The following is a 19,780-nucleotide window of genomic DNA, read 5'->3' on the forward strand; positions in this document are numbered from 1 at the left end:
CGCTACTATTGTGTGATTACTTGCCCATCAACATGAAGGCGAAGACAATTGACAAAATTGGCATAACTTCGACCAACGCAACACCCAAAAACATACGTGACAACAAACGGCCTTCAAGTTCTGGTTGACGGCTCATACCTGCCAAGAACTGTGAAATCAAAACACCGTTACCAATACCACCACCAACGGCGGCTCCAGCAGCTGCAAGACCTGCTGCGATTACACCAAGATTGTGCAAATCCATTAGATTTCTCCTTATTCGTAGCGCACACACAAGAACTATTTCAAGCGTGCGCATTTATACTATTTTAGATGATACGCTCCCGCGTTTTGTGAGCAAACCAACTCGTGTTATAGAATCATCATTTACACAGTGCTTCTGTAACACAAATCTCATTTGCGAGAACACTCTTACTCGTTACCAGACAATTGTGAGATGAATACACCTGTCAAAATGACAAACACATATGCCTGAATACCACCGATGAAGAGTGAAAAGCCTTGCCAGACCATTTCAATCGGCAATGCTAGCACTGACCAGAGCCCATTAAAGTGCCCAGGCCAGGCCAAACTGTTAGCCACGAGCGTTAGTAACATTTCACCAGCGAAGATGTTACCAAACAAACGCAGTGACAACGTCAAGAAATTGGCTAATTGTTCAATAATATTCAACGGAAGCATCCATGAATATGGGGTGAAGAACATATTTTTAATATAACCTTTAAAACCAAGTTCTTGCACACCCATACCATGAGCAACCATTAACGACATAATTGCAAGCGTCATTGTTACAATTGGATCGGCAGTTGGTGACTTAATATAAGTCACACCATCGCCAAGCTTAAATTGTATTAGCAAGCCCATTTCATTTGAAACAATCACAAAGAAAAACAATGTAAATGCAAACAAACCAAACTGGCGCGCTTGCTTCTTTGTTAGTTGTCCATTCACGATACCGTTGGTGAAATCTAACAAATATTCGATTGCATTTTGCCGTTTGTTAGGATTTACACTAAGTTTGCGAGTCAATACAATTGAAACAATGACAACAATTGCCATAGCCAGCAACGTTGAAATAATCGTTGTCCAATCAAAAGTTAGACCAAGAAACTTAAACGTTGCCGTTGGGTCATCCATGCGCCTTCTCCTTTCTCATATAATTTGGCGAAATGGTCGAAATCGGCTATTCGTCATAACATAAAATATATGATACGCCTTTCAATTTGAAATTCAACCATTTACCGCGATGTTTTTCACAAACTTTTTATTTTCTTTAAGAGAAACGTTGTTAGTTAAGTTATTACGACCCAAATATAAGAATAATAACGTTTATCAGTATTTTCACATAGTTTTAAATGTATACGTTTACAATGTCTATTCGTATCACAAAATTTAAAATCTTTACAAAACAGTAAAATTCAGACCAATTCTTATTGAATGTCTAATCATTAATAAAAAGAGCGGAATTTTTAACAAATTCCGCTCTCTATGATTTACTTTTCACTTGCAGCCACTTTTGGCAAAACTAAATTCAATACAATGCCCAAAATAGTAGCTATGGCAACACCAGAAAAATCAACTTGTGTGCTTAATTGTAAATGAAAGTTTCCAATACCGACAACCATAATAGGTGCTGCAATCATTAAATTACGTTTCTTACTATAATCAACCTTATTGTCAACGATAACTTGCAACCCTGCAGCCGCAATGACACCGTACAACATAAAGCCAACACCACCCGTAACAGCGCCAGGAATCGTTGAAATCAAAGCCGATAACTTGCCAATAAAACTAAAGATGACCGCGAAAAAGGCTGCTCCTCCAATGACCCAAACTGAATAAACACGGCTTAATTGCATGACACCGATGTTTTCACCGTAAGATGTTACCGCTGGTCCGCCAATCAGTCCAGCCACAACAGAAGCCGTACCATCCCCCGTTAAGGTACGTTTCAAACCTGGATTTTCAAAAAAATCAGTCCCAGTAATTTTTGACAAAACCATCAAATGTCCTAGATGTTCAGACAGTGTAACTAAAGCTAATGGTGCCATGCTTAATACAGCAGCTGGATAAAAGACGAAACCATCTTTACCAATGAACGTCTCAAAATTAGGTAATTGGAACCAATGGGCGGAAACAACGGGGCTTAAATCTACTAGACCCGTGATTAAGGCCACAATATAACCAAAGATAATTCCAAGTAGCACTGGCAATAGTCCTAAAAATCCTCTTAAGAACATATTAAAAGCAATCGTTGCCAGCAACGTAACCAATGCGACCGTAAACACACGAATATCATAATGCCCATTCATGGTAGTTGCTGAGGAAGCAGCTGAACCAGCTAGACTCAATCCTATCACCATGATGATAGGCCCCACGACCTCGGCTGGGAAAATATACTCAATCCAAGCAGTGCCAGTAAAAGTGACAATGAAAGCGACAACTAAATATACTAGCCCAACAGAGATAATTCCTTGCGCTACGGCTGGATAACCAACTGTCTTCAGCAACGACGTCATAGGAATAATGAAGGCAAAACTCGATCCCATATAAGCTGGTACCTTACCATGTGTAATCAGTAAATGAAGCAGTGTACCAACTCCTGATGTAAACAAGGCTACTCCAGGATTAAGTCCAACAAGTAATGGCACTAAAACAGTAGCGCCGAACATAGAAAACAGATGTTGCAATGATAAACCTAACCATGTAAAAAAGGGTGGCTTATCATGTAAATCATAAATCGCATTATTTTGATTTTTTGACATAAGGGGGTCTCTCCTGCAGAATATACTCATTCTATTATAAACAAAATTCCAAAATAATGTCGAAAGATTGCAGAAAAAAAGACACACTACTCAATCTATGAAACAGCATATCTTTTATGAATTAAATTACTTAGTTAATGTCTTCTTTGACACAACTGACAAGTCATCAGCCAAATCATATACCAATGGTTGTCCATTAGCGATTTCAACATTCAAAATATCATCATCAGAAATGTTTTCCAAGTGCTTAACCAATGCACGCAATGAGTTACCGTGGGCAGCAATAACCACGTTTTTACCAGCTTTCAAATCTTTTGAAATGTCTGATTCCCAGAAAGGCAATACACGTTCTAATGTGATCTTCAAGTTTTCACCCAATGGCAATTCACCCTCAGGTACATCAGCGTAACGACGATCAAACGCTGGGTAAGTATTACCTTGTACTGTCATTGTTTTATCATATGAGTCCAACAATGGTGGCAAAACATCGTATGAACGACGCCAGATGTGAACTTGCTCGTCACCCCACTTTTCAGCAGCTTCGGCTTTGTTTTGACCTTGCAATGCGCCATAATGACGTTCATTCAAACGCCATGACTTTGCTTCTGGAATAAACAATTGTCCTGCTTCTTCTAAAGCCAAATGCAATGTTTGGATTGCACGCGTCAAAACTGACGTATATGCTTGGTCAAATTGAATACCTTCAGCAGCCAAAAGATCACCAGCTTCTTTAGCTTGGGCAATACCCTTTTCAGACAACTTTGTGTCAATCCAACCATTAAACAAGTTCAATGCATTCCATTCACTTTGACCGTGACGGATTAATACTAACTTAGCCATGTGTGCTAAACTCCTTAGTTTGTGTTTAATTTAACGACTATATTATACCACGTTTTGGTGACACAAAAAAACACACAACTTATATAAGCTGTGTGTTCCAAAAGAAATTAACCCTTTGTGATGTTTGTTGCTTGCAAACCGCGGTCTGAAGTTTCAACGTCAAATGTAACTGCTTGACCTTCGTCAAGAGTCTTGAAGCCGTCGCCTTGGATTGCTGAGAAATGTGCAAATACATCTTCGCCGCTTTCGCGTGTGATGAATCCGTAACCCTTTTCTCCGTTAAACCACTTTACTGTGCCTTTTTCCATGATATGTTTCTCCTTTGGTGTGCTCACCAAGTTTTATTGTTCGTAATTTAAATAATTGGTACTGAGCGCCTTCCGAGAAAAACAAATCAAAATCAAAAACTTTTATTACTCTTACAGTTTAACACATCTACAAAAATTAGCAAGCAATTTGAATATTAATAAAATCAAACAGTAAATTTACTTAATGTTTAATGCTGTCTTAACAGCTTTAACTTGCATTTGTGCTGCCTTATCAGGATCAGTTTGCGCAAGTGCTGCCAACTGTTTTTGTTGTTCAGCAGCAGCTACTTTCTCCGCATCCGTCTTGGGTGTCATTTTAGCAGACAATGATTTTGCTTGTACTGTAGTTAATGAAACCCATGTACTTGGTACTTGATAGGTAGTGTTTCGATGTTTTAAAGTTTTGTTATTGTCAGCAATACCAAACAATAATTTATAGGTATCGTTTTTATAAACCCAACGTGTTGTTTTGGTAATTTTATACGCTTTGTTACCAGATATACTTTGCTGATTAGATGTTGTCTTTAAATCTGGCTTTGCCACATGTGTTTTCTTGGCATCAGAACTAGTCTTATAAATGTAAACATTTTCTTTTCCATTAGTACCAACAGCTTGATGTAATAACATACCAAAACCTTGACTAGAACTACCGGCTGTGTAAATTTGTTCCTTATCAGTCGTAGTGACTTGCTTCATTCCATAGTGATCATGCATATTTAGGACAATCGCAACCACTGAAATAATCAAACCGATAAACATAATAGATGTACTTACTAAGCGAATACTACGGTTCTCTAACATCATATTAGCTAAGAAAGCTAGGATAGCAAATATAGCCATAATTAAAATAATCATTTTGAAGCCTCCATCTTTGATGGTGTGTTCACTTTGCCACTATGCAAAGTGAATGCAATAAGCACACCTACAATTGCAAAACACGAAGCCAAGAGGAATGAGGCATGGAAACCATTTAATGTTGCATCAATTGTTTTTTGAGCCCATGCTAATGGATCTTGACCTTTTAATGCTGAAGATGGTTTGTTGCTATCTGTAACAGATTGCATCACTGATGCTAAGATTGCTGTTCCTAATGATGAAGCAATCTGACGCATTGTATTGTTAGCGGCCGTTCCTTGTGCTGCAGTATCAGGAGACAAAGCCCCCATGGCTGATGCTGTTAAAGGCATCATAGTCATTGCGATACCAAACATACGCAGTGTATACAATCCTGTAATGTACATCGAAGGTGTGTCAGCCGTCATATAGAACAATGGCAAAGTACCAATAATTAAAATTGCAAAACCGGTAATCGCTAGACGCTTGGCTCCATGTCGATCATAAAATGCTCCAGCTACTGGCGAAATCAGTCCCATCATCAATGCACCAGGTAACAGAGTTAACCCAGAATGTAATGGTGTCATTCCACGAATATTTTGTAGGAAAATTGGCAAAATCATCTCAACACCAATCATTGACATCATAACCAAAGAAACCAAAATAGTAGTAATAGTGAATTGCTTGTTCTTAAATACAGACATATCTAAGAAAGGTTTTTCCATTCTTGATTGATGCCACATAAACTCGACGATAATTACCAGCCCTGCAATTAATGGCGCAATAACCCATCCAAAGTCTCCCCAACCATGTGTTGATACCATTGCAAAGCCAAATAAAATTAATCCAAAGCCAAATGTTGATTCAATTAATGAACGCACATTCAGAGAAATATTTCTTGTTGGCAACACATCATGAAAGACGAAGAATGATGCAATAATAACAATGATTACTACAGGTAGGTCAATAAGGAAAATTGAACGCCATGAGTTTTGCAAGGTAAAACCTAGAAAAGTATGGTCTTTTTCCAAAATCCAACCCGACAAAGTAGGCCCAATAGCAGGTGCCATACCTACCACTAAACCACCTAAGCCCATAGCTTTTCCACGAGACTCTGCATCAAACAACGTTAATGAAACAACCTGCATTAATGGCATCAAAACACCAACGGCCATCGCTTGTAATACGCGAGCAACCATCAGCAACCAAAAAGCACTTGTTGGCGTCATAAAGGCCAAAAATGTCCCAGCAGTAAATAAAATTAATGCTGATAAATAAAGCGTTTTTGTTGGAATTCTTGTGGTCAAGAAGGCCGAAACAGGGACCATAATACCATTAGCCATCAAGAATATCGTTGTAAGCCATTGTACAGTGGAAGCATTAACATCGAATGCCTTCATTAGTGCTGGCTGTGCAGTCCCTAGTGATGTTTGCATTAACATCACAGAGAACACACCAATCAATAAGACAAGCATCATGGCTAAACGATTGACGCTTTTACCATGTGTATCTGTAATTGTATCTGACATGTGTAAATCCTTTCATTCGTTTCCCGCTTTTTACAGAAAACACTTTGTTACTATTTAACTTCAAGTGATTATTTTACGCTTTAAAAAAAAATTGTCAACATAGTTGACAATAAATATTATTTTATGTCGATATTGCCAATATTATGCTCTTTATCGACATAAACAATCACATCAGCAAGTTCTTTTGTAGGTAAAATATATTCATCAAGATTTTTTTGATTTGTCGTCTGCCAGACCTGCATCACTAATTTTGAAAGTTCATCCAAAGGCATCTTAGCATAACTGTATCGCCAACTTGAAGGGTCGTCTTTTGCTAAGGCCGTTACCTCTAGTGTACGTGTTAAGTACCAATCTTTGATATCTGCCAGATTAGCGTCTATATATATTTTTAAATCCAGCCGTTTTGCCGACAACTGTAAAGCAGTTACACCTTCAACAATAAGAATATTTGGTAGTTCAACGGTTTGTGTTTCATTTGGATGGATGTCAGCGATTTCCTGTGTATAAACGGGAATATTTATCGACTTTTCCCCAGATTGAAATCCTTTGACTACTTGTTCTAGCTGATCAAGATGATAGGTTTGTGGAAAACCTTTTTGTTCAAATAAATCTCGCTCCCGAAGTTCTTGATTAGACAACAAAAAATCATCGGTACTAATAACCGTTGACTTCAAGCCACGTTGGTTGAGACGCTCAGCTAAATTACAAGCGAACGTACTTTTACCAACAGCCACAGAACCAGTTATGCCGATTACCATAAATCGCCCAACATATCTGCCTTCAATAAAACTAACCAAATCAATCATTAACGAACCTCGTAAAGATCTTTCGCTACATTATTCAATAATGGTGTCACATTTTTTTCTGAAAGTATCGTCAATCGATGCATTGCACGAGAAGCAACCGTATACAGCAAACGACGTTCACTATTATCGTTGTATCTAGTCTCATCCGCATGCCATATGATAACTGCATCAAACTCTAGGCCTTTAGCAAGATAAGAAGGCACAATGATAGCTCCAGGAGCCAACCGTTGATTCTCTGATTGAATCAATGTAACATTTTTATCATTTAAAGTTCGTGACAAAGCTTTTGCATCAGCTAACGTTTTAGTAATAATTGCAGTAGATTCTTGCTCTTTAACATTATCTTGCAACTGTACTCTTAATAACTGAAGTAATTCACTTTCATTTTGTCCAATATGAACAACCGGCTTTTCGCCACTTCGGTTAAAAGCATCAATATTTTGACCATCAATTAGAATTTCTTTTGTGAAGTCTGTTATTTGTTGTGTTGAACGATAAGTTTGCGTTAATTGAATATTTTCTACACGTTCTGGTGCAAATAGTGTTGCAAAATCTTCTTTTAGATGAGTGGCATTGTCTTTTGTGAAAATGGCTTGATTCAAATCACCCAACACAGTGAATTTGGCCAATGGAAAACTAAATTTCAAAAATGCTAATTGGAATGGTGTGTAATCTTGAATTTCATCAATAAACAAGAAACGAATATCGCGCTCACCATGTTTGCCAGTAATTAAATCATAGAGATAGAGATAAATTGTTGTGTCAGCAAGTGATAATTGATGACTTTTTAAATTATTAATCACTTGTTCAACATGTAACTGCCACTCTTCATCTGAAACACCATAAGCAGATAAATCAACGTACTTGTGAGCTTCACGCATAAAGTCTACAAATTGTGCGTTAATATTTAGAAAACGCCCTCGCCGAATTTGTTGAGCTAACGGTTTCAAAGCGCGTGTTACAATTTGTTTTGCCAAAAACTTTCGTTCAGCTTTTTCACTAGTGAACTCACGTTCTTGCTCACCTTGACCAAGTTGCGTACGACGTGTAACAGCTGCGGCATCCGCCTCTTCATTATCGCCCATTCTGACACGACCTGCACCAACTAATTCATCATATTCTTGCTTAGATAAATTTTCAATCTCAAGATCAACCCAATCTTTGCGCATTTCTGTTCCTAAACGACTACTTAATATACGCATCAATGTATCACGAGTTGCCTCTAGGCGTTGACTGAGCTTATAATTTTCATTATATTGGTAATAAATTTCAGCGATGCGTTCCTTCGGTATGAGTGGTTCATTGCGGAAAACAATACTGCGGAGCTTCATTCCGTGTTTATTTAAGCTATTTGCATATGCCTCAACAGCTTTAAACATCATTAAACTACCCTTAATGAGTGACAATTTACTATCTGCCTTATCAATCTCGAAACGCTCCTGCAATGTTTCAACAGCAATTTTAGGCAGACGACGTGAAGCATACTGATAGAATGTCATTTGTACCATATTTTGCTCGCCTAACTCTGGCAAAACTTGATCAATATAATCATTAAACAGTTGGTTTGGACTAAACAGAATGACTTGTCCACTAGTCAACTTTCCTCGGTAACGATAAAGCAAATATGCAATGCGTTGCAAAACTGCTGCTGTTTTACCTGAACCAGCGGCTCCTTGAACAAATAATAAATTAGCGCTGGTATTACGAATAATTTTATTCTGTTCTTTTTGAATAGTTGTAACAATTGATTTCATTTTTGTTGATGATTCACCATTTAAAGCATTCATCAACATTGCATCACCAATTGCTTCTTCCGTATCAAATAAGGTCACAATAACGCCATTTTCAATTTGGAATTGTCGTTTCAAGGTTACATGAGCTTTTTGTGACCCGTCTGGTGTTAAATACTCGACATCCCCAATACCGCCATCATAATAAATTGAAGCCACTGGCGCACGCCAATCATATACATAGTAGTTATTATCACCGTCACTAAAGGATCCAAGCCCAATATAAATTGTCTCGGGTTCACCACTATCACTAACTGATTCACTAAAATCTATACGTGCAAAATATGGTTTTTTAATTTGTTTTGTTAACGTTTCAAACCTTACTTCTGCTCGTGTCTTCGAGTTTTCACGTTCAGCAAGCATCTGCTGCTGCTGACGTACTGACATGGCTGTTTCAACAATGCCAGAGTATGTATCTGTCTTTAAGCGTACATCCCCCCAGCTTTTTGAGACGTCACTAATATTCTTGTTAGTACGTTTTATTTCAGCTTCGGTATCAATCAAAGATTGATTCATCTTCTTGAGGGTTTTGTTCAAATATTGCGTTTCAACTTGTTTTATTTTTTCGTTCAAAATGCATCTCACTCTCTTGATTTCAATGTAATAATTATACGCTTAGTCGTTTCAAATGAACAGCAAAATGAATGGTGGAGAATTTTGTTATTCAGAAGAAAAGCATTAAACCAACTTTTTGTAAATAAAATAAAGTATAATCAGTTGACAAACCAAATTATTCAATATATGATTAATTCAGGTAGTTAATTAAAGTAATTACTTTTGTTAATCATATCTCGGAGGAAGTATATGAAACCTATTAGTCTCATTTTTTCAGAATTGTATGACAAAGTACTGTTGCAATACCAACAAAAATCGGATAGCAGTGAATACTTTCCAAACATGTCGGCAAATGACGAATATTATATCGATCTCTTATATACATTAGAGAACCCGACTGTAACTAGCTTTGCCGAAAAAGCGAAAATATCTAAACCAGCAGCTACTCGTATTGTTCATCGTTTCGTTGATGAAAAGTACCTAGTTAAAAGGCCTTCTAAGGTCGATAAACGTACCTCTTATCTAGAGTTAAGCCAAGAAATCAAAGAAAACTGTGAAAAAAACCATCAACTATTTGATCAGGTTTTTCTTGACTCGATTTCAGTACTCTCACCTGAAGAACAAAAGGTACTCCACAAAATAATGTTTAAAATCAATGAAAAAATATGAACCAAAAAAATATTGAACAACGCAGTCTCATGATTGGATGTTTGTGGCTTTTTTTGATGGGCATCTCAGCTCTCACCGCTTACTTTGCAACACATTTAGAAGCATTGTTTGTTGATGCATATTTTACACTGATTACATTAACCACTGCCTTGTTATCAATCGTCATATCAAAAATAAGTACTAGAGTGAGTACACGCTTTCCAAACGGTCTATTCGTCTTGGAACCATTGTATGCATTTTTTCAGTCACTACTTACAATTATATTATTAATGGTTTCATTAATAACTGTTGGTGGAAAAGCTTACCAATATTTTGTATATAGTCATGGGCATCTTTTAGATATCGCTCCTGTGATACCCTACGAAATTATAATGGTTATTCTATCCTTGACTCTTTCCTATTTTTATAAACATCAAAATAAAAAAATTCATAATACAAGTACTTTATTATCTGCAGAAACCAAAAGTGCAATGATAGATGGCATAATGTCAGCCGGAATTGGGGCCGCTGCATTTTTCATTCTATTCATCTCTAAGAACTCACCATTAAGCTTTCTATTGTATACAGGCGATTCATTCATTACAGTAATTATTGTTTTGTTCATTATTAAAGTACCATTGCGTATCATGAAAAATGCCTTGATAGAAATTAGCGGCGGCCTAACACAAGATCAAGGCATCCAGAAATTCATTGAGGGATCGATTAGAAACCACATATCAAACGATTTTGCGATCAATGATTGTAAAGTATACAAAGTCGGAATGTCATTCAAAGCCTGCATAGCAATTAGTAGCAAAACACATATGATTGACACAGAAAAATTAGCAACCTATAAAAATAATATTTTGAATGATCTTTCGCAAAAACTCGCTTTTATAAATATTGTTTTTGTTTATTCTAATGTTGGAAAAAATGAAAAAAGTTAGTACTGTAGCAGTTAAAGGACTTTTTATAAATAGTCCTTTTTTTGTTGCTGCTCAATGTTTCTTCACTTCGTTATACTAAAATTTAAATGCCCTTTACATAAAATTGACCTTATCGCAACATCCGTCCAATATACTGAAGCTATCAATTGGGAGGAAAAAACAATATGCAGTGGACTAGTACAAATTTTAGTGAGCAATCACAAAATAAAGATAGGAATATATTTAAAACAACAGATGGTGAAAAAAAGACCTTCACTATTCTATTGATTATTGGCTTTGCCAGTTTACTAGTTGCAACTTTTTTTGATAAAAATGTGACCTCGGCTGTCATGAATCAAAATTCGATATTTGGTAATATTTTCCAGAATTATGCTGATCAGGGAGCGGGTATCGTTTTGTTCGCTGCCTTCGAGATCATCGCTTGGACAATCTGGCGACGTATTCAAGGGGAAGCATTGAGATATATCATGACTGGTGGTGCATTGGTATTTGCTTTTAATCAAATGTTAGCAATATTACAGGACATGCTGAGTTACACGTACTCCATGCTCAATAATTTATCAAAAGGCATTCCCATGGGCGTAGCAAATAACACTTCGTCTGTAGCAAACTATCCGGAACCACTGCGTTGGAGTGCCGCACTTATTTTAACGATATTACTATCATTTGTATTTTTCAACTGGCTTAAAGATAAAAACGACGCAGATATGAGTTATCTACTAAATGCTGCTTTGATTGGTATTGCCGTTGTTTTCATCGCACAAACAACAATTGGTGAAATGAAAACCCTATGGGGGCGTTTCCGACCATACGAAATGACAACCGTTTCGGGGAAAACGATGAGTGAATTTACACCTTGGTATCACTTAAATGGCGTTACTGGTCATAACTCTTTTCCTTCCGGTCACACAATGTCTGGTTGGTTATTCCTATACTTAACTTTCTTCGTTCCTCGCGGAAATATTAGTTTGCAAAAGAAAATGACAATCTTCGGTATTGCGATGGGCATTCTGACTGGACTTAGTCGTGTACGCATTGGTGCACACTGGCTAAGCGATGTGACTGTTTCAAGTCTCATTGTTGGTTCAATTATCTTCTTAGCAAGTCGCCTACTAGCAGCACACTTTGTTGAATCAAAATTAAACTAGCAATAGTTTAGCATTAAAAAAGCCTATGATATCATAGGCTTTTTTGTTCGAACATGAAATACAAACGAGCCTTTATATGTCCTGCTCAAACACCCATGTATCGTTTATTTGTCCAAATGAATTAAATGATTCCTTTGTTACCTCTTGAAAACCATTTTTTTGGTAAAAAATACTGTTAATTTCTGTATTAGTAATAAGACACAACTTTTTACCACCTTGCTGTAAGACCATTTTTATTACCTCTTGCAAAGTTTTTGATCCTATTTTTTGACCCTGATGATCTGGTGAAACAACCAAAGTATCCAAGTACCAGTAATTTTTAAATTTTTCAGGCATAATAGCGTCTGACCTAGACAAATTATTCATAATGTTACTTGCTAACTTGGGTGAACATTTAAAAGGTAACTGCCAACCGCCAATTTTAATATAGGTTCCAAAACTAATATGATGATGTTCAGGTTTTTTTAAAATAAAAGAAGCAACCAGTTCTTTACCATCAACACATACATAACAATCATTATCATTGATGTTAGCTAGTGTATTTAAATACAGTAAAAAATGTAATGTTTTGTGTAACTTTTCTTTATTTGTGGAAACATTGAATAAAGGATAATTTTGAAAAGCATTATAAGTTAGTTCTGTAATTAAATCTAAATCTTTTCGTGTTGCCCTTCTAATAATCAATTTTGTTCTCCAATATTTTTATTTCTAAAACACACCAATAATACATCGTTCCTCGTTCAATTATCTCATAAATCCAACAATGTGTCTATTTTAAAAGAATCAAAAAAAATTATTGACAGAAAAATAATTTAGCGTAATAATGACTGTTAAGAAAGCTATCGGGTGGCATCACAACAGGGGATTTCATATTATGAAGAACATTGGCATCATCATTGGCAGTAATCGACCTAATAGAATTTCATTTGACATTGCCACTTGGGTTCAAAAGAATTTAATTAGCAGTCAATTCCAAACAAATTTAATAGACCTAGCAAAAGTTAATCTTCCCTGGCTAGCTGAACCTGAAATCCCTGCTAAAGGTCATTACACATTAGCAACGACTCAAAAATGGCGTGATTTGGTCAATCAATATGATGGTTTCATTATTGTGTATCCTCAATATAATTGGGGTTATCCTGCTATTTTAAAAAATGCACTGGATTCATTGTATAGTGAATGGCAAGGAAAACCGATTAGTACGATAGTGTTTGGCTCACACGGTGGATTTCAAGCAGATATTGCCTTATCGCTTGTCTTACAGGGACTTCATATGAACAGATTGCCGATTAATTTATCAATTAGCATCAATAACGATATGTTTAGCAATCATTCATTTGTCAACATTGATGATGCACTCGCAAAGTACCGACCTGATGTGCGACAATTAAGCGTATGCTTTGAGAATGTGCTAAATAACAAATTATTATAAATATTGGAGTGAGAATTAGTGATTATGCAAAAAAATAATAAAGTCGAAACCATGTTAGATCAGATGAGTGTGGCTTTTTCTGATTCAGAAGTAAAACAAGAACCAGTATTAAGAGAATTAATTCTTAATCTTGCAACAGAACTCAATAAAACACAAGACACCCGTTTAATGGCATCGAAAATAGTTAAGTCTCTTGTATCATATTATTGGGAAACGAAAAAACAATTACCTCAAGCAGCAATTACGTTACATAATCAAGTAAAAAAACAGGCTACTGTCTATGATGGCATCGCCACTTCTGCCGTAATGCTACCTGTTTGGTTTTAAATACTAAATAAAATTACCAAGAATTTAAAAGCTCTTATATCAATATGAACTGTTTGAGCAGTTAATATTGATATAAGAGCTTTTATGTTTTTCACAAAAATAGACGAAATGAAACAATTTTTTGTAACCATTTGTCTTCTTGTTCGTTATATATATAACAGGAGAAAATAATGGAGATTAATCAATATGAAAACATAGTCCTTGATATCGCACAAGAAGTTGTTCGATTTTTAATAAAAAAAGGCGCTAGGCGACAAGATGCGGAAGATATTGCACAAGATGTAATGGTTAAGCTAATTGAAGCAAATATTATTTTAGAAGAAATCAAGTTGCGACCTTGGTTTTACAAAGTTGCCCTGTCAAAATTTTATGACAAGTATAGACGAAATAAAAGATATGAAAGTATCTTATATGAACTTTACAATACCTCGGAAACAGCAAACCTATTTCATACAAAATTAAACAATTCCAACTTACCTTACGAAGTGCTTAATCAACTTAGTCATTACCAATTACAGCTCATCTATTTAAAATACGATGAACAACGAACTATTAAATTCATAGCTAACAAACTGCATTTTAGCCAAGCTAAAATAAAAATAGATTTATTTAGAACGAGAACACACCTCAAAAAATTATTGGAGAAATATAAAAATGAATGATAATCAAGCATTTGAAAAATTAATCAAAAATACCAAAAAAAGAAATACCCTTAAAGGTATACTTATTAGTGCGTTATCTACAATCATCGTGCTTCTTATCATTCTTGTCGGCGCAAATTTGTTTGTAGCCAATACTATGAATAAACAATTAAAATTACAAAATCAAAAACTAAATATCGAAAATATCGCCTTTTCACCAAATATTTTCACAACTGAACAACATACTACTTCCACCGCATGGACAAAATTAACAACAACTGAAACTCGCTTTAAAAATATTGATGGTTATCATATCTATTATCCTGAAAAAACTGTACAAATCGGTCTATCTGGAACACGAAATTTCTCTCACGATAGCATTGATGTTTATAATGCCAATCCCTCAATTATTGCTAAAAACACTAAAACACAAGAAAAAGAACCTATATTTTTTAATCCTTCTGCTACATCAATATATAAAAATTCAAAAAAATTCACTTTACATACACCACCTACACATGAAGCAAAAACATTGTCTACGATGAAAAACACATTAGCAGAAGTAGCTTTAACATTTGACAAACCTTATTCTTATGGTGAAATTAAAAAAATGATCCCAGATAATGTCATGATTAATTACTATTGGTTGGGATTTGGAAATAATAATACTTCAACAATACCAAGAGCTGGCAATTATATCGGTTTAAATGCTAGCGATGATGGGCAAGGTTCTTTGCAAGAAGGTAGCACAAAAAACAATACTTACACTGGCTACAAGGGATTGAAAAAAGCGTTAACTGACGCAATATCTTTACCGTTAGAGTCGCATATTTCTGACAAAAGCTATATATCATCAATTAAATCACAACTATCGTCAAACTTACACGCCGCAAAATTCAGTGGTGTTATTGTCACTGGTAAAACTGATAATCTGCAAAGTCTAGATGATTTGAATTTCGTTTTTGCAAGTAATGTCGGATTAACAACACCAATTGTTCCTTATGAAAAAGCATTAAAATAATAAAAAGCACGCAATTCTTAATAAAAAATTGCGTGCTTTTTATTCAACTTACTTAGGATTAAGTAGCTATATAGTAATTAAAACGATGTAATAAATGTCAGAGTACCAAGTACAACTCCTGCTGTATTAGGAATAATCAATATATAATCCTTCTTAGGGTCATTGGTTAATCCATAAATAAAACCCATAGCAAACAAGAGAAAGCTGCTACAATCGGCTGCCAGGGTTGCCCTTTGTCACCAGATAGGTTTGCTATTATCTGTGGAATATAGGCTATAAACACCATTGTTCCAATTAACGCTCCGATAGATCCAACAAAATTATGTATTCTATTTTTCATGTATTAGTCTAACTCCTTGATATATTATACCATTGATTAGAAAAAAATTAATATACAAGAAATTATGTTTAAATAAATGGCTTACATTATCTACAATAAACAAATTCCAATCTCTTCCCATTGCAAATATTCTCTTATCATAATATAAGTTAGCTAAAAAATTTTATTTCTAACTATGAAAGCTGTTTTTTATGATTGTTGTAATAATTGTTGGACCAATTCAAAGCGCTTTACTTTACCTGTAGGATTACGTGGTATATCCTGAACAAAGAATATCTTTGTTGGTCGCTCTGGTTTAGATAAATTTTGTGTAGCATAGTTTTCAATCTGATTTATCAGCTTGATATGTGGAGTTTCTTTATCACGACTGATAATTGCTAAAGTCACTTCTTCTCCGTACAGATCATGGGGTAACCCGACAGCAACAACCTCCTCAATAAATGGTAACGCACTAACTACTGACTCAATGGCATAAGGCGAAACTTTTTCACCACCGCGATTAATCATTTCTTTAATTCGTCCAATAATATATAAATAGCCCTCCGTATCGAAACGACCGATATCACCCGTTAATAGCCACTTGTCTGCAAATGCGTGCGGAGCAGGATCTAAATAACTGGTTATCACGTGGTCACCCTTTAAAGCAATTTCACCTGTTATTCCTGGTGCGTTTGTTAACTTTCCATCAACCATTATTTGAACTTCGGTTGCTATGGGGATACCAACGGAACCAATTTTAGGATGATTAAATGGATTCAATGTAATCAAGCTAGCAGCTTCAGTCATACCATATCCCTCAATTACTGGAATCCCAAATATCTGCTCGAAAGCATGCCAACGTTCTTCAGGTAATGAAAATGAAGCTGAACGGACATAACGTAACTGTAATTTACTTTTTTCTTTCACGTGTGCATTACGAGCTTGTTCATTTAACAACAAGATACTAATAATGGTTGGCACAAGAGAAATCCAAGTAACCTGATGCTCTGCTATTTGTGACCAAAACTTACTAGCACTAAATTTGTTTGCAATGACCAAATTACCACCAGAAATAAAAGTTGCTAAAGTTGAAATTACCGTGGCATTGATATGAAATAACGGCATCACTACCATTGTGGTTTCTTGTGATGTTAATTTCTGACTCGTCACAATGTGTTGCGCTGATTTTAGAAATTGTTGGTGACTCAATGCTACTCGTTTTGGTTTGCCAGTTGTTCCTGATGTATTTAAAATCAAAGCAGTATCAAATTCAGTCCCTGACATGACCATATTTTTTATATGTTTATGATTGATAAATATTGACCATTTTTTGTTTACTATCATAGTTTCACGCCAAACATTGGTAATATTTGTTGTAGCAGTATTTACTAAAGTTATAGCGCCAAAATATCCATACTCATTCACCTCTCTTTCTATTTCTATTAAAGCAGTCGAGGGAGCAACTAAATGGCCAATTGCACCTAATTCCCATAAAGCTTGAGTAACCAGTGGATAATTAATATCATTGGGTAGGCTTATTGTTACAACCGCACCTGTTGTTATACCAATTGTTTTGAATTCATCTTTCATTTTATCAATTCGATGTCTTGCTTGACTTCCCGTTACCCATTCTCGATTTTGTGCATCTTTTAAAATTGGCTGGTTGTCTTTTGCGTTCCAATGTTCATTTAACTTATCAATTAATTTAGTCAAAATAACACACCCTTCTTTAATTTTCATACGTACTTAAATTAATCAAAATTATAACAATCTTGTATTATTTAAAGTTTAAAACTTAATAGAAACAGCTTGCTATTACCCATATTATTCTGTATCTATTAATAAAACGGGCATTATTTTCTTGCTAGTAGTGTAGTTATTATATTTCATAACATTAAACAACAAAATTAGCTGTACTCATAAAAAAAGCAAACACAATTAAGTTACCCTTAATTGTACTTGCAATTATTTGTTTCCTATAACAGCTATATATATAAAGTCATTAATATTTGATTAGCAAAATTATTTAAAAGCCTGAATAATATCAGGAATTATACCGCCGAGAATTACTAATATTGGTATCGCTACCCACCATTTATTTATTCTATCATCTATATTATCTTGTTTTGGTTCAATTCCAAGTACAAGCGTATCTAGTGAGCAATCAAATATTTCAGCTAATTTAATTAAATTACTCATATCTGGTGTTGCGTCCCCAGACTCCCAACGGGAAACAGCTTGACGTGAAATGTACAGCTTGCCAGCAATATCCTCTTGAGACATACTCAAGCCCGTGCGTAATTTTTTTAACTGTATCGGAAACTGTATCTCCATGATTTATTCTCCTAAGTATATTTTATAACTTAATTATTCAACAAAATCGTGTGAAACGATAGCAATTAAATCAGTGAAAATGGCAATCTGCAACAGAAAAATGCGCACATATAGATTGCGAAAGGTGGAATTTTCGCTTTCATATCAAGATTTAGTCAAGTTGCGTTTATTTTTTAATAATTTTTGCCCAAAAACTTTTTGATTTCTCTTTTTGTAATGCATTTTTTAAGCTGTCGATTTCTGATACAAACTCAGACGTATCTGCAACTTCAAGATACTGTTGTTCTTTTACGTCAATTTTATGTTGTAAGTCAAGAGATAGAGTTTGTTGCTGGTCGAGTAATTTATGAAGTTGTTTAATTTGTTCATCTTTTGTCTTGAGTTGTTCTGACAAAGTCTTGACACTTTCTGAAACAGCATCAGAATGATTATTATCAATATTTTCAGGCATTGACTCGAGATTTTTTAGTTCTTCATGTGTAAATTCACGCTGACTAGGATTGATTTCCCAAGCCTTTGCCCTCCTATAATACGTAGCTTTACTAATATCAAGTTTCTTAAGAATACTTGTTAATGTTTTGAATTCTACTTTTTCGCTCTCAGTCATTGTCTGATACCTTTCTGATAAACATTGAATATTAACAGTATACCTTTATCTTGAAAAATAAGAAATAGAAACAAAAAAGCTCTCTTAAAAGAGCTTTTTGCCTAAGTTATTGAATAGTCATTAAAAATTCGTTTTGTCACTTGCTATCACACACCACCATTTGAAAATGGATTAAAAGAATTACGACCACCAGGATTTTCAATATACTTCATATATTCATCCCCAATCACACTTTGATACATCGAGGGCACTTGATCTTTCGTAACTAATTTAGCTCTCTTAACATACGAGCCTTTATGTAACACAATAGCATAATGATATCCTTTTGGAATAGTACCTACTTTGAATTTCAACCATTCCCCGCCACCAAAAATGTCAGTTGTCACGTAAGCGTCTACTGGCTGTGGCATATTAATGATGATTTTTTTTGTTTTATGTTTACCGTTTTTTTCTGTAACTTGCTCAGTACCATTTATTTTTTTCATAGTTACTTTTTCAGGCAGCACTGCATAACCATAGCTTTCCTTTAAAAAAGGATTGTATCGGTCAATCAATTGATTCTGCGTTGCTCTGCCATATGTCAATATCGAAATAAAACATAAAAAAACAATTAGACAAATAGCTAGTATTCGAACAATTTTTTTATACTTCTTTCCTTCTTCTAAACTCTTATTAATACTATCAATCATATCTGTCCCCTCTTCTTTTAACGTTGTATCCAAAGAAAAACCTAAATAATCACTCAACGTAACCAACATATCTAAACTCGGATATGTATCACTATTCTCCCAATGTGACACCGTTTGCCGTGTCACATGCAATTCTGTGGCCATTTGTTGTTGGGTTTTACCTAAAGTAATTCTTTTCTCTTTCAATTTTTGACCGAGTTCCATGTGTTTCCCCCCTCGTAACAAATTTAAGTATACGAA

At 35.2% G+C, this 19,780-nt stretch carries 21 protein-coding genes and 1 pseudogene; 7 read left to right on the plus strand and 15 right to left on the minus strand.

Annotated features, from left to right (window positions below):
* Positions 1-16: 16 nt before the first annotated feature.
* The 9 genes from atpE to helD form a co-directional block, all read right to left on the minus strand.
* Positions 17-244 (minus strand): F0F1 ATP synthase subunit C, encoded by a 228-nt coding sequence (gene atpE / locus JNUCC76_RS09975; RefSeq protein WP_002815630.1) that lies wholly within the window; start codon positions 242-244, stop codon positions 17-19.
* A 167-nt stretch (positions 245-411) separates the two neighbouring features.
* Positions 412-1,137 (minus strand): F0F1 ATP synthase subunit A, encoded by a 726-nt coding sequence (atpB, locus tag JNUCC76_RS09980; protein WP_454154488.1) that lies wholly within the window; start codon positions 1,135-1,137, stop codon positions 412-414.
* A gap of 356 nt (positions 1,138-1,493) precedes the next feature.
* On the minus strand, positions 1,494-2,765 hold the full coding sequence (locus JNUCC76_RS09985; RefSeq protein WP_454154490.1) for a uracil-xanthine permease family protein: 1,272 nt from the start codon (positions 2,763-2,765) through the stop codon (positions 1,494-1,496).
* 126 nt (positions 2,766-2,891) lie between these two features.
* Positions 2,892-3,605, minus strand: coding sequence for a 2,3-diphosphoglycerate-dependent phosphoglycerate mutase (gene gpmA / locus JNUCC76_RS09990; RefSeq protein WP_454154492.1), 714 nt, complete (start codon positions 3,603-3,605; stop codon positions 2,892-2,894).
* A gap of 107 nt (positions 3,606-3,712) precedes the next feature.
* Complete coding sequence (locus tag JNUCC76_RS09995) at positions 3,713-3,913, minus strand: cold-shock protein (protein WP_002815634.1); 201 nt, start codon at positions 3,911-3,913, stop codon at positions 3,713-3,715.
* A 177-nt stretch (positions 3,914-4,090) separates the two neighbouring features.
* A complete protein-coding gene (locus JNUCC76_RS10000; protein WP_454154494.1) occupies positions 4,091-4,768 on the minus strand; it encodes a DUF4811 domain-containing protein in 678 nt (225 codons plus the stop codon).
* The gene (locus JNUCC76_RS10005) at positions 4,765-6,276 is read right to left on the minus strand and encodes an MDR family MFS transporter (RefSeq protein ID WP_454154495.1); all 1,512 of its coding nucleotides are present in this window, start codon (positions 6,274-6,276) and stop codon (positions 4,765-4,767) included. Before JNUCC76_RS10005 ends, JNUCC76_RS10000 begins: the two co-directional genes overlap by 4 nt.
* Positions 6,277-6,392: 116 nt before the next feature.
* Positions 6,393-7,082 (minus strand): nucleoside/nucleotide kinase family protein, encoded by a 690-nt coding sequence (locus JNUCC76_RS10010; protein WP_454154496.1) that lies wholly within the window; start codon positions 7,080-7,082, stop codon positions 6,393-6,395.
* The gene (gene helD, locus JNUCC76_RS10015) at positions 7,082-9,445 is read right to left on the minus strand and encodes an RNA polymerase recycling motor HelD (RefSeq protein WP_454154498.1); all 2,364 of its coding nucleotides are present in this window, start codon (positions 9,443-9,445) and stop codon (positions 7,082-7,084) included. Before helD ends, JNUCC76_RS10010 begins: the two co-directional genes overlap by 1 nt.
* Before the next feature lie 231 nt (positions 9,446-9,676).
* Here helD and JNUCC76_RS10020 point away from each other — a divergent pair, with 231 nt between their 5' ends.
* The 3 genes from JNUCC76_RS10020 (at position 9,677) to JNUCC76_RS10030 (ending at position 12,170) form a co-directional block, all read left to right on the plus strand.
* Complete coding sequence (locus JNUCC76_RS10020) at positions 9,677-10,096, plus strand: MarR family winged helix-turn-helix transcriptional regulator (RefSeq protein ID WP_454154500.1); 420 nt, start codon at positions 9,677-9,679, stop codon at positions 10,094-10,096.
* Positions 10,093-11,022, plus strand: coding sequence for a cation efflux transmembrane domain-containing protein (locus JNUCC76_RS10025; RefSeq protein WP_454154502.1), 930 nt, complete (start codon positions 10,093-10,095; stop codon positions 11,020-11,022). Before JNUCC76_RS10020 ends, JNUCC76_RS10025 begins: the two co-directional genes overlap by 4 nt.
* Positions 11,023-11,186: 164 nt before the next feature.
* Entirely contained in the window at positions 11,187-12,170 is a 984-nt protein-coding gene (locus JNUCC76_RS10030; RefSeq protein WP_454154504.1) for a phosphatase PAP2 family protein, read from the plus strand.
* Between the two features lie 72 nt (positions 12,171-12,242).
* On the opposite strand, the gene JNUCC76_RS10035 is transcribed toward JNUCC76_RS10030, so the two are convergent.
* Entirely contained in the window at positions 12,243-12,854 is a 612-nt protein-coding gene (locus JNUCC76_RS10035; RefSeq protein ID WP_454154506.1) for a GNAT family N-acetyltransferase, read from the minus strand.
* Between the two features lie 190 nt (positions 12,855-13,044).
* Here JNUCC76_RS10035 and JNUCC76_RS10040 point away from each other — a divergent pair, with 190 nt between their 5' ends.
* The 4 genes from JNUCC76_RS10040 (at position 13,045) to JNUCC76_RS10055 (ending at position 15,591) form a co-directional block, all read left to right on the plus strand.
* Entirely contained in the window at positions 13,045-13,602 is a 558-nt protein-coding gene (locus JNUCC76_RS10040; RefSeq protein WP_454154508.1) for an NADPH-dependent FMN reductase, read from the plus strand.
* A 24-nt stretch (positions 13,603-13,626) separates the two neighbouring features.
* Positions 13,627-13,929: a bacteriocin immunity family protein gene (locus JNUCC76_RS10045; RefSeq protein WP_454154510.1), complete on the plus strand. Its 303-nt coding sequence runs from the start codon at positions 13,627-13,629 to the stop codon at positions 13,927-13,929.
* A gap of 170 nt (positions 13,930-14,099) precedes the next feature.
* On the plus strand, positions 14,100-14,591 hold the full coding sequence (locus JNUCC76_RS10050) for an RNA polymerase sigma factor (protein WP_454154512.1): 492 nt from the start codon (positions 14,100-14,102) through the stop codon (positions 14,589-14,591).
* Positions 14,584-15,591, plus strand: coding sequence for an anti sigma factor C-terminal domain-containing protein (locus JNUCC76_RS10055; RefSeq protein ID WP_454154514.1), 1,008 nt, complete (start codon positions 14,584-14,586; stop codon positions 15,589-15,591). Before JNUCC76_RS10050 ends, JNUCC76_RS10055 begins: the two co-directional genes overlap by 8 nt.
* A 77-nt stretch (positions 15,592-15,668) precedes the next feature.
* Here the strand turns inward: JNUCC76_RS10055 and JNUCC76_RS10060 are convergent.
* The 5 genes and pseudogenes from JNUCC76_RS10060 to JNUCC76_RS10080 form a co-directional block, all read right to left on the minus strand.
* Positions 15,669-15,931, minus strand: a pseudogene (locus JNUCC76_RS10060) (SemiSWEET family transporter).
* Between the two features lie 189 nt (positions 15,932-16,120).
* Complete coding sequence (locus tag JNUCC76_RS10065; protein WP_454154515.1) at positions 16,121-17,650, minus strand: AMP-binding protein; 1,530 nt, start codon at positions 17,648-17,650, stop codon at positions 16,121-16,123.
* 282 nt (positions 17,651-17,932) lie between these two features.
* Entirely contained in the window at positions 17,933-18,244 is a 312-nt protein-coding gene (locus JNUCC76_RS10070) for a helix-turn-helix domain-containing protein (RefSeq protein WP_454154517.1), read from the minus strand.
* Positions 18,245-18,410: 166 nt separating this feature from the next.
* Complete coding sequence (locus JNUCC76_RS10075) at positions 18,411-18,851, minus strand: hypothetical protein (protein ID WP_454154519.1); 441 nt, start codon at positions 18,849-18,851, stop codon at positions 18,411-18,413.
* Positions 18,852-18,997: 146 nt separating this feature from the next.
* Positions 18,998-19,744 (minus strand): helix-turn-helix transcriptional regulator, encoded by a 747-nt coding sequence (locus JNUCC76_RS10080; RefSeq protein WP_454154521.1) that lies wholly within the window; start codon positions 19,742-19,744, stop codon positions 18,998-19,000.
* Between the last annotated feature and the right edge of the window lie 36 nt (positions 19,745-19,780).

The sequence above is a fragment of the Leuconostoc sp. JNUCC 76 genome (assembly GCF_053667755.1).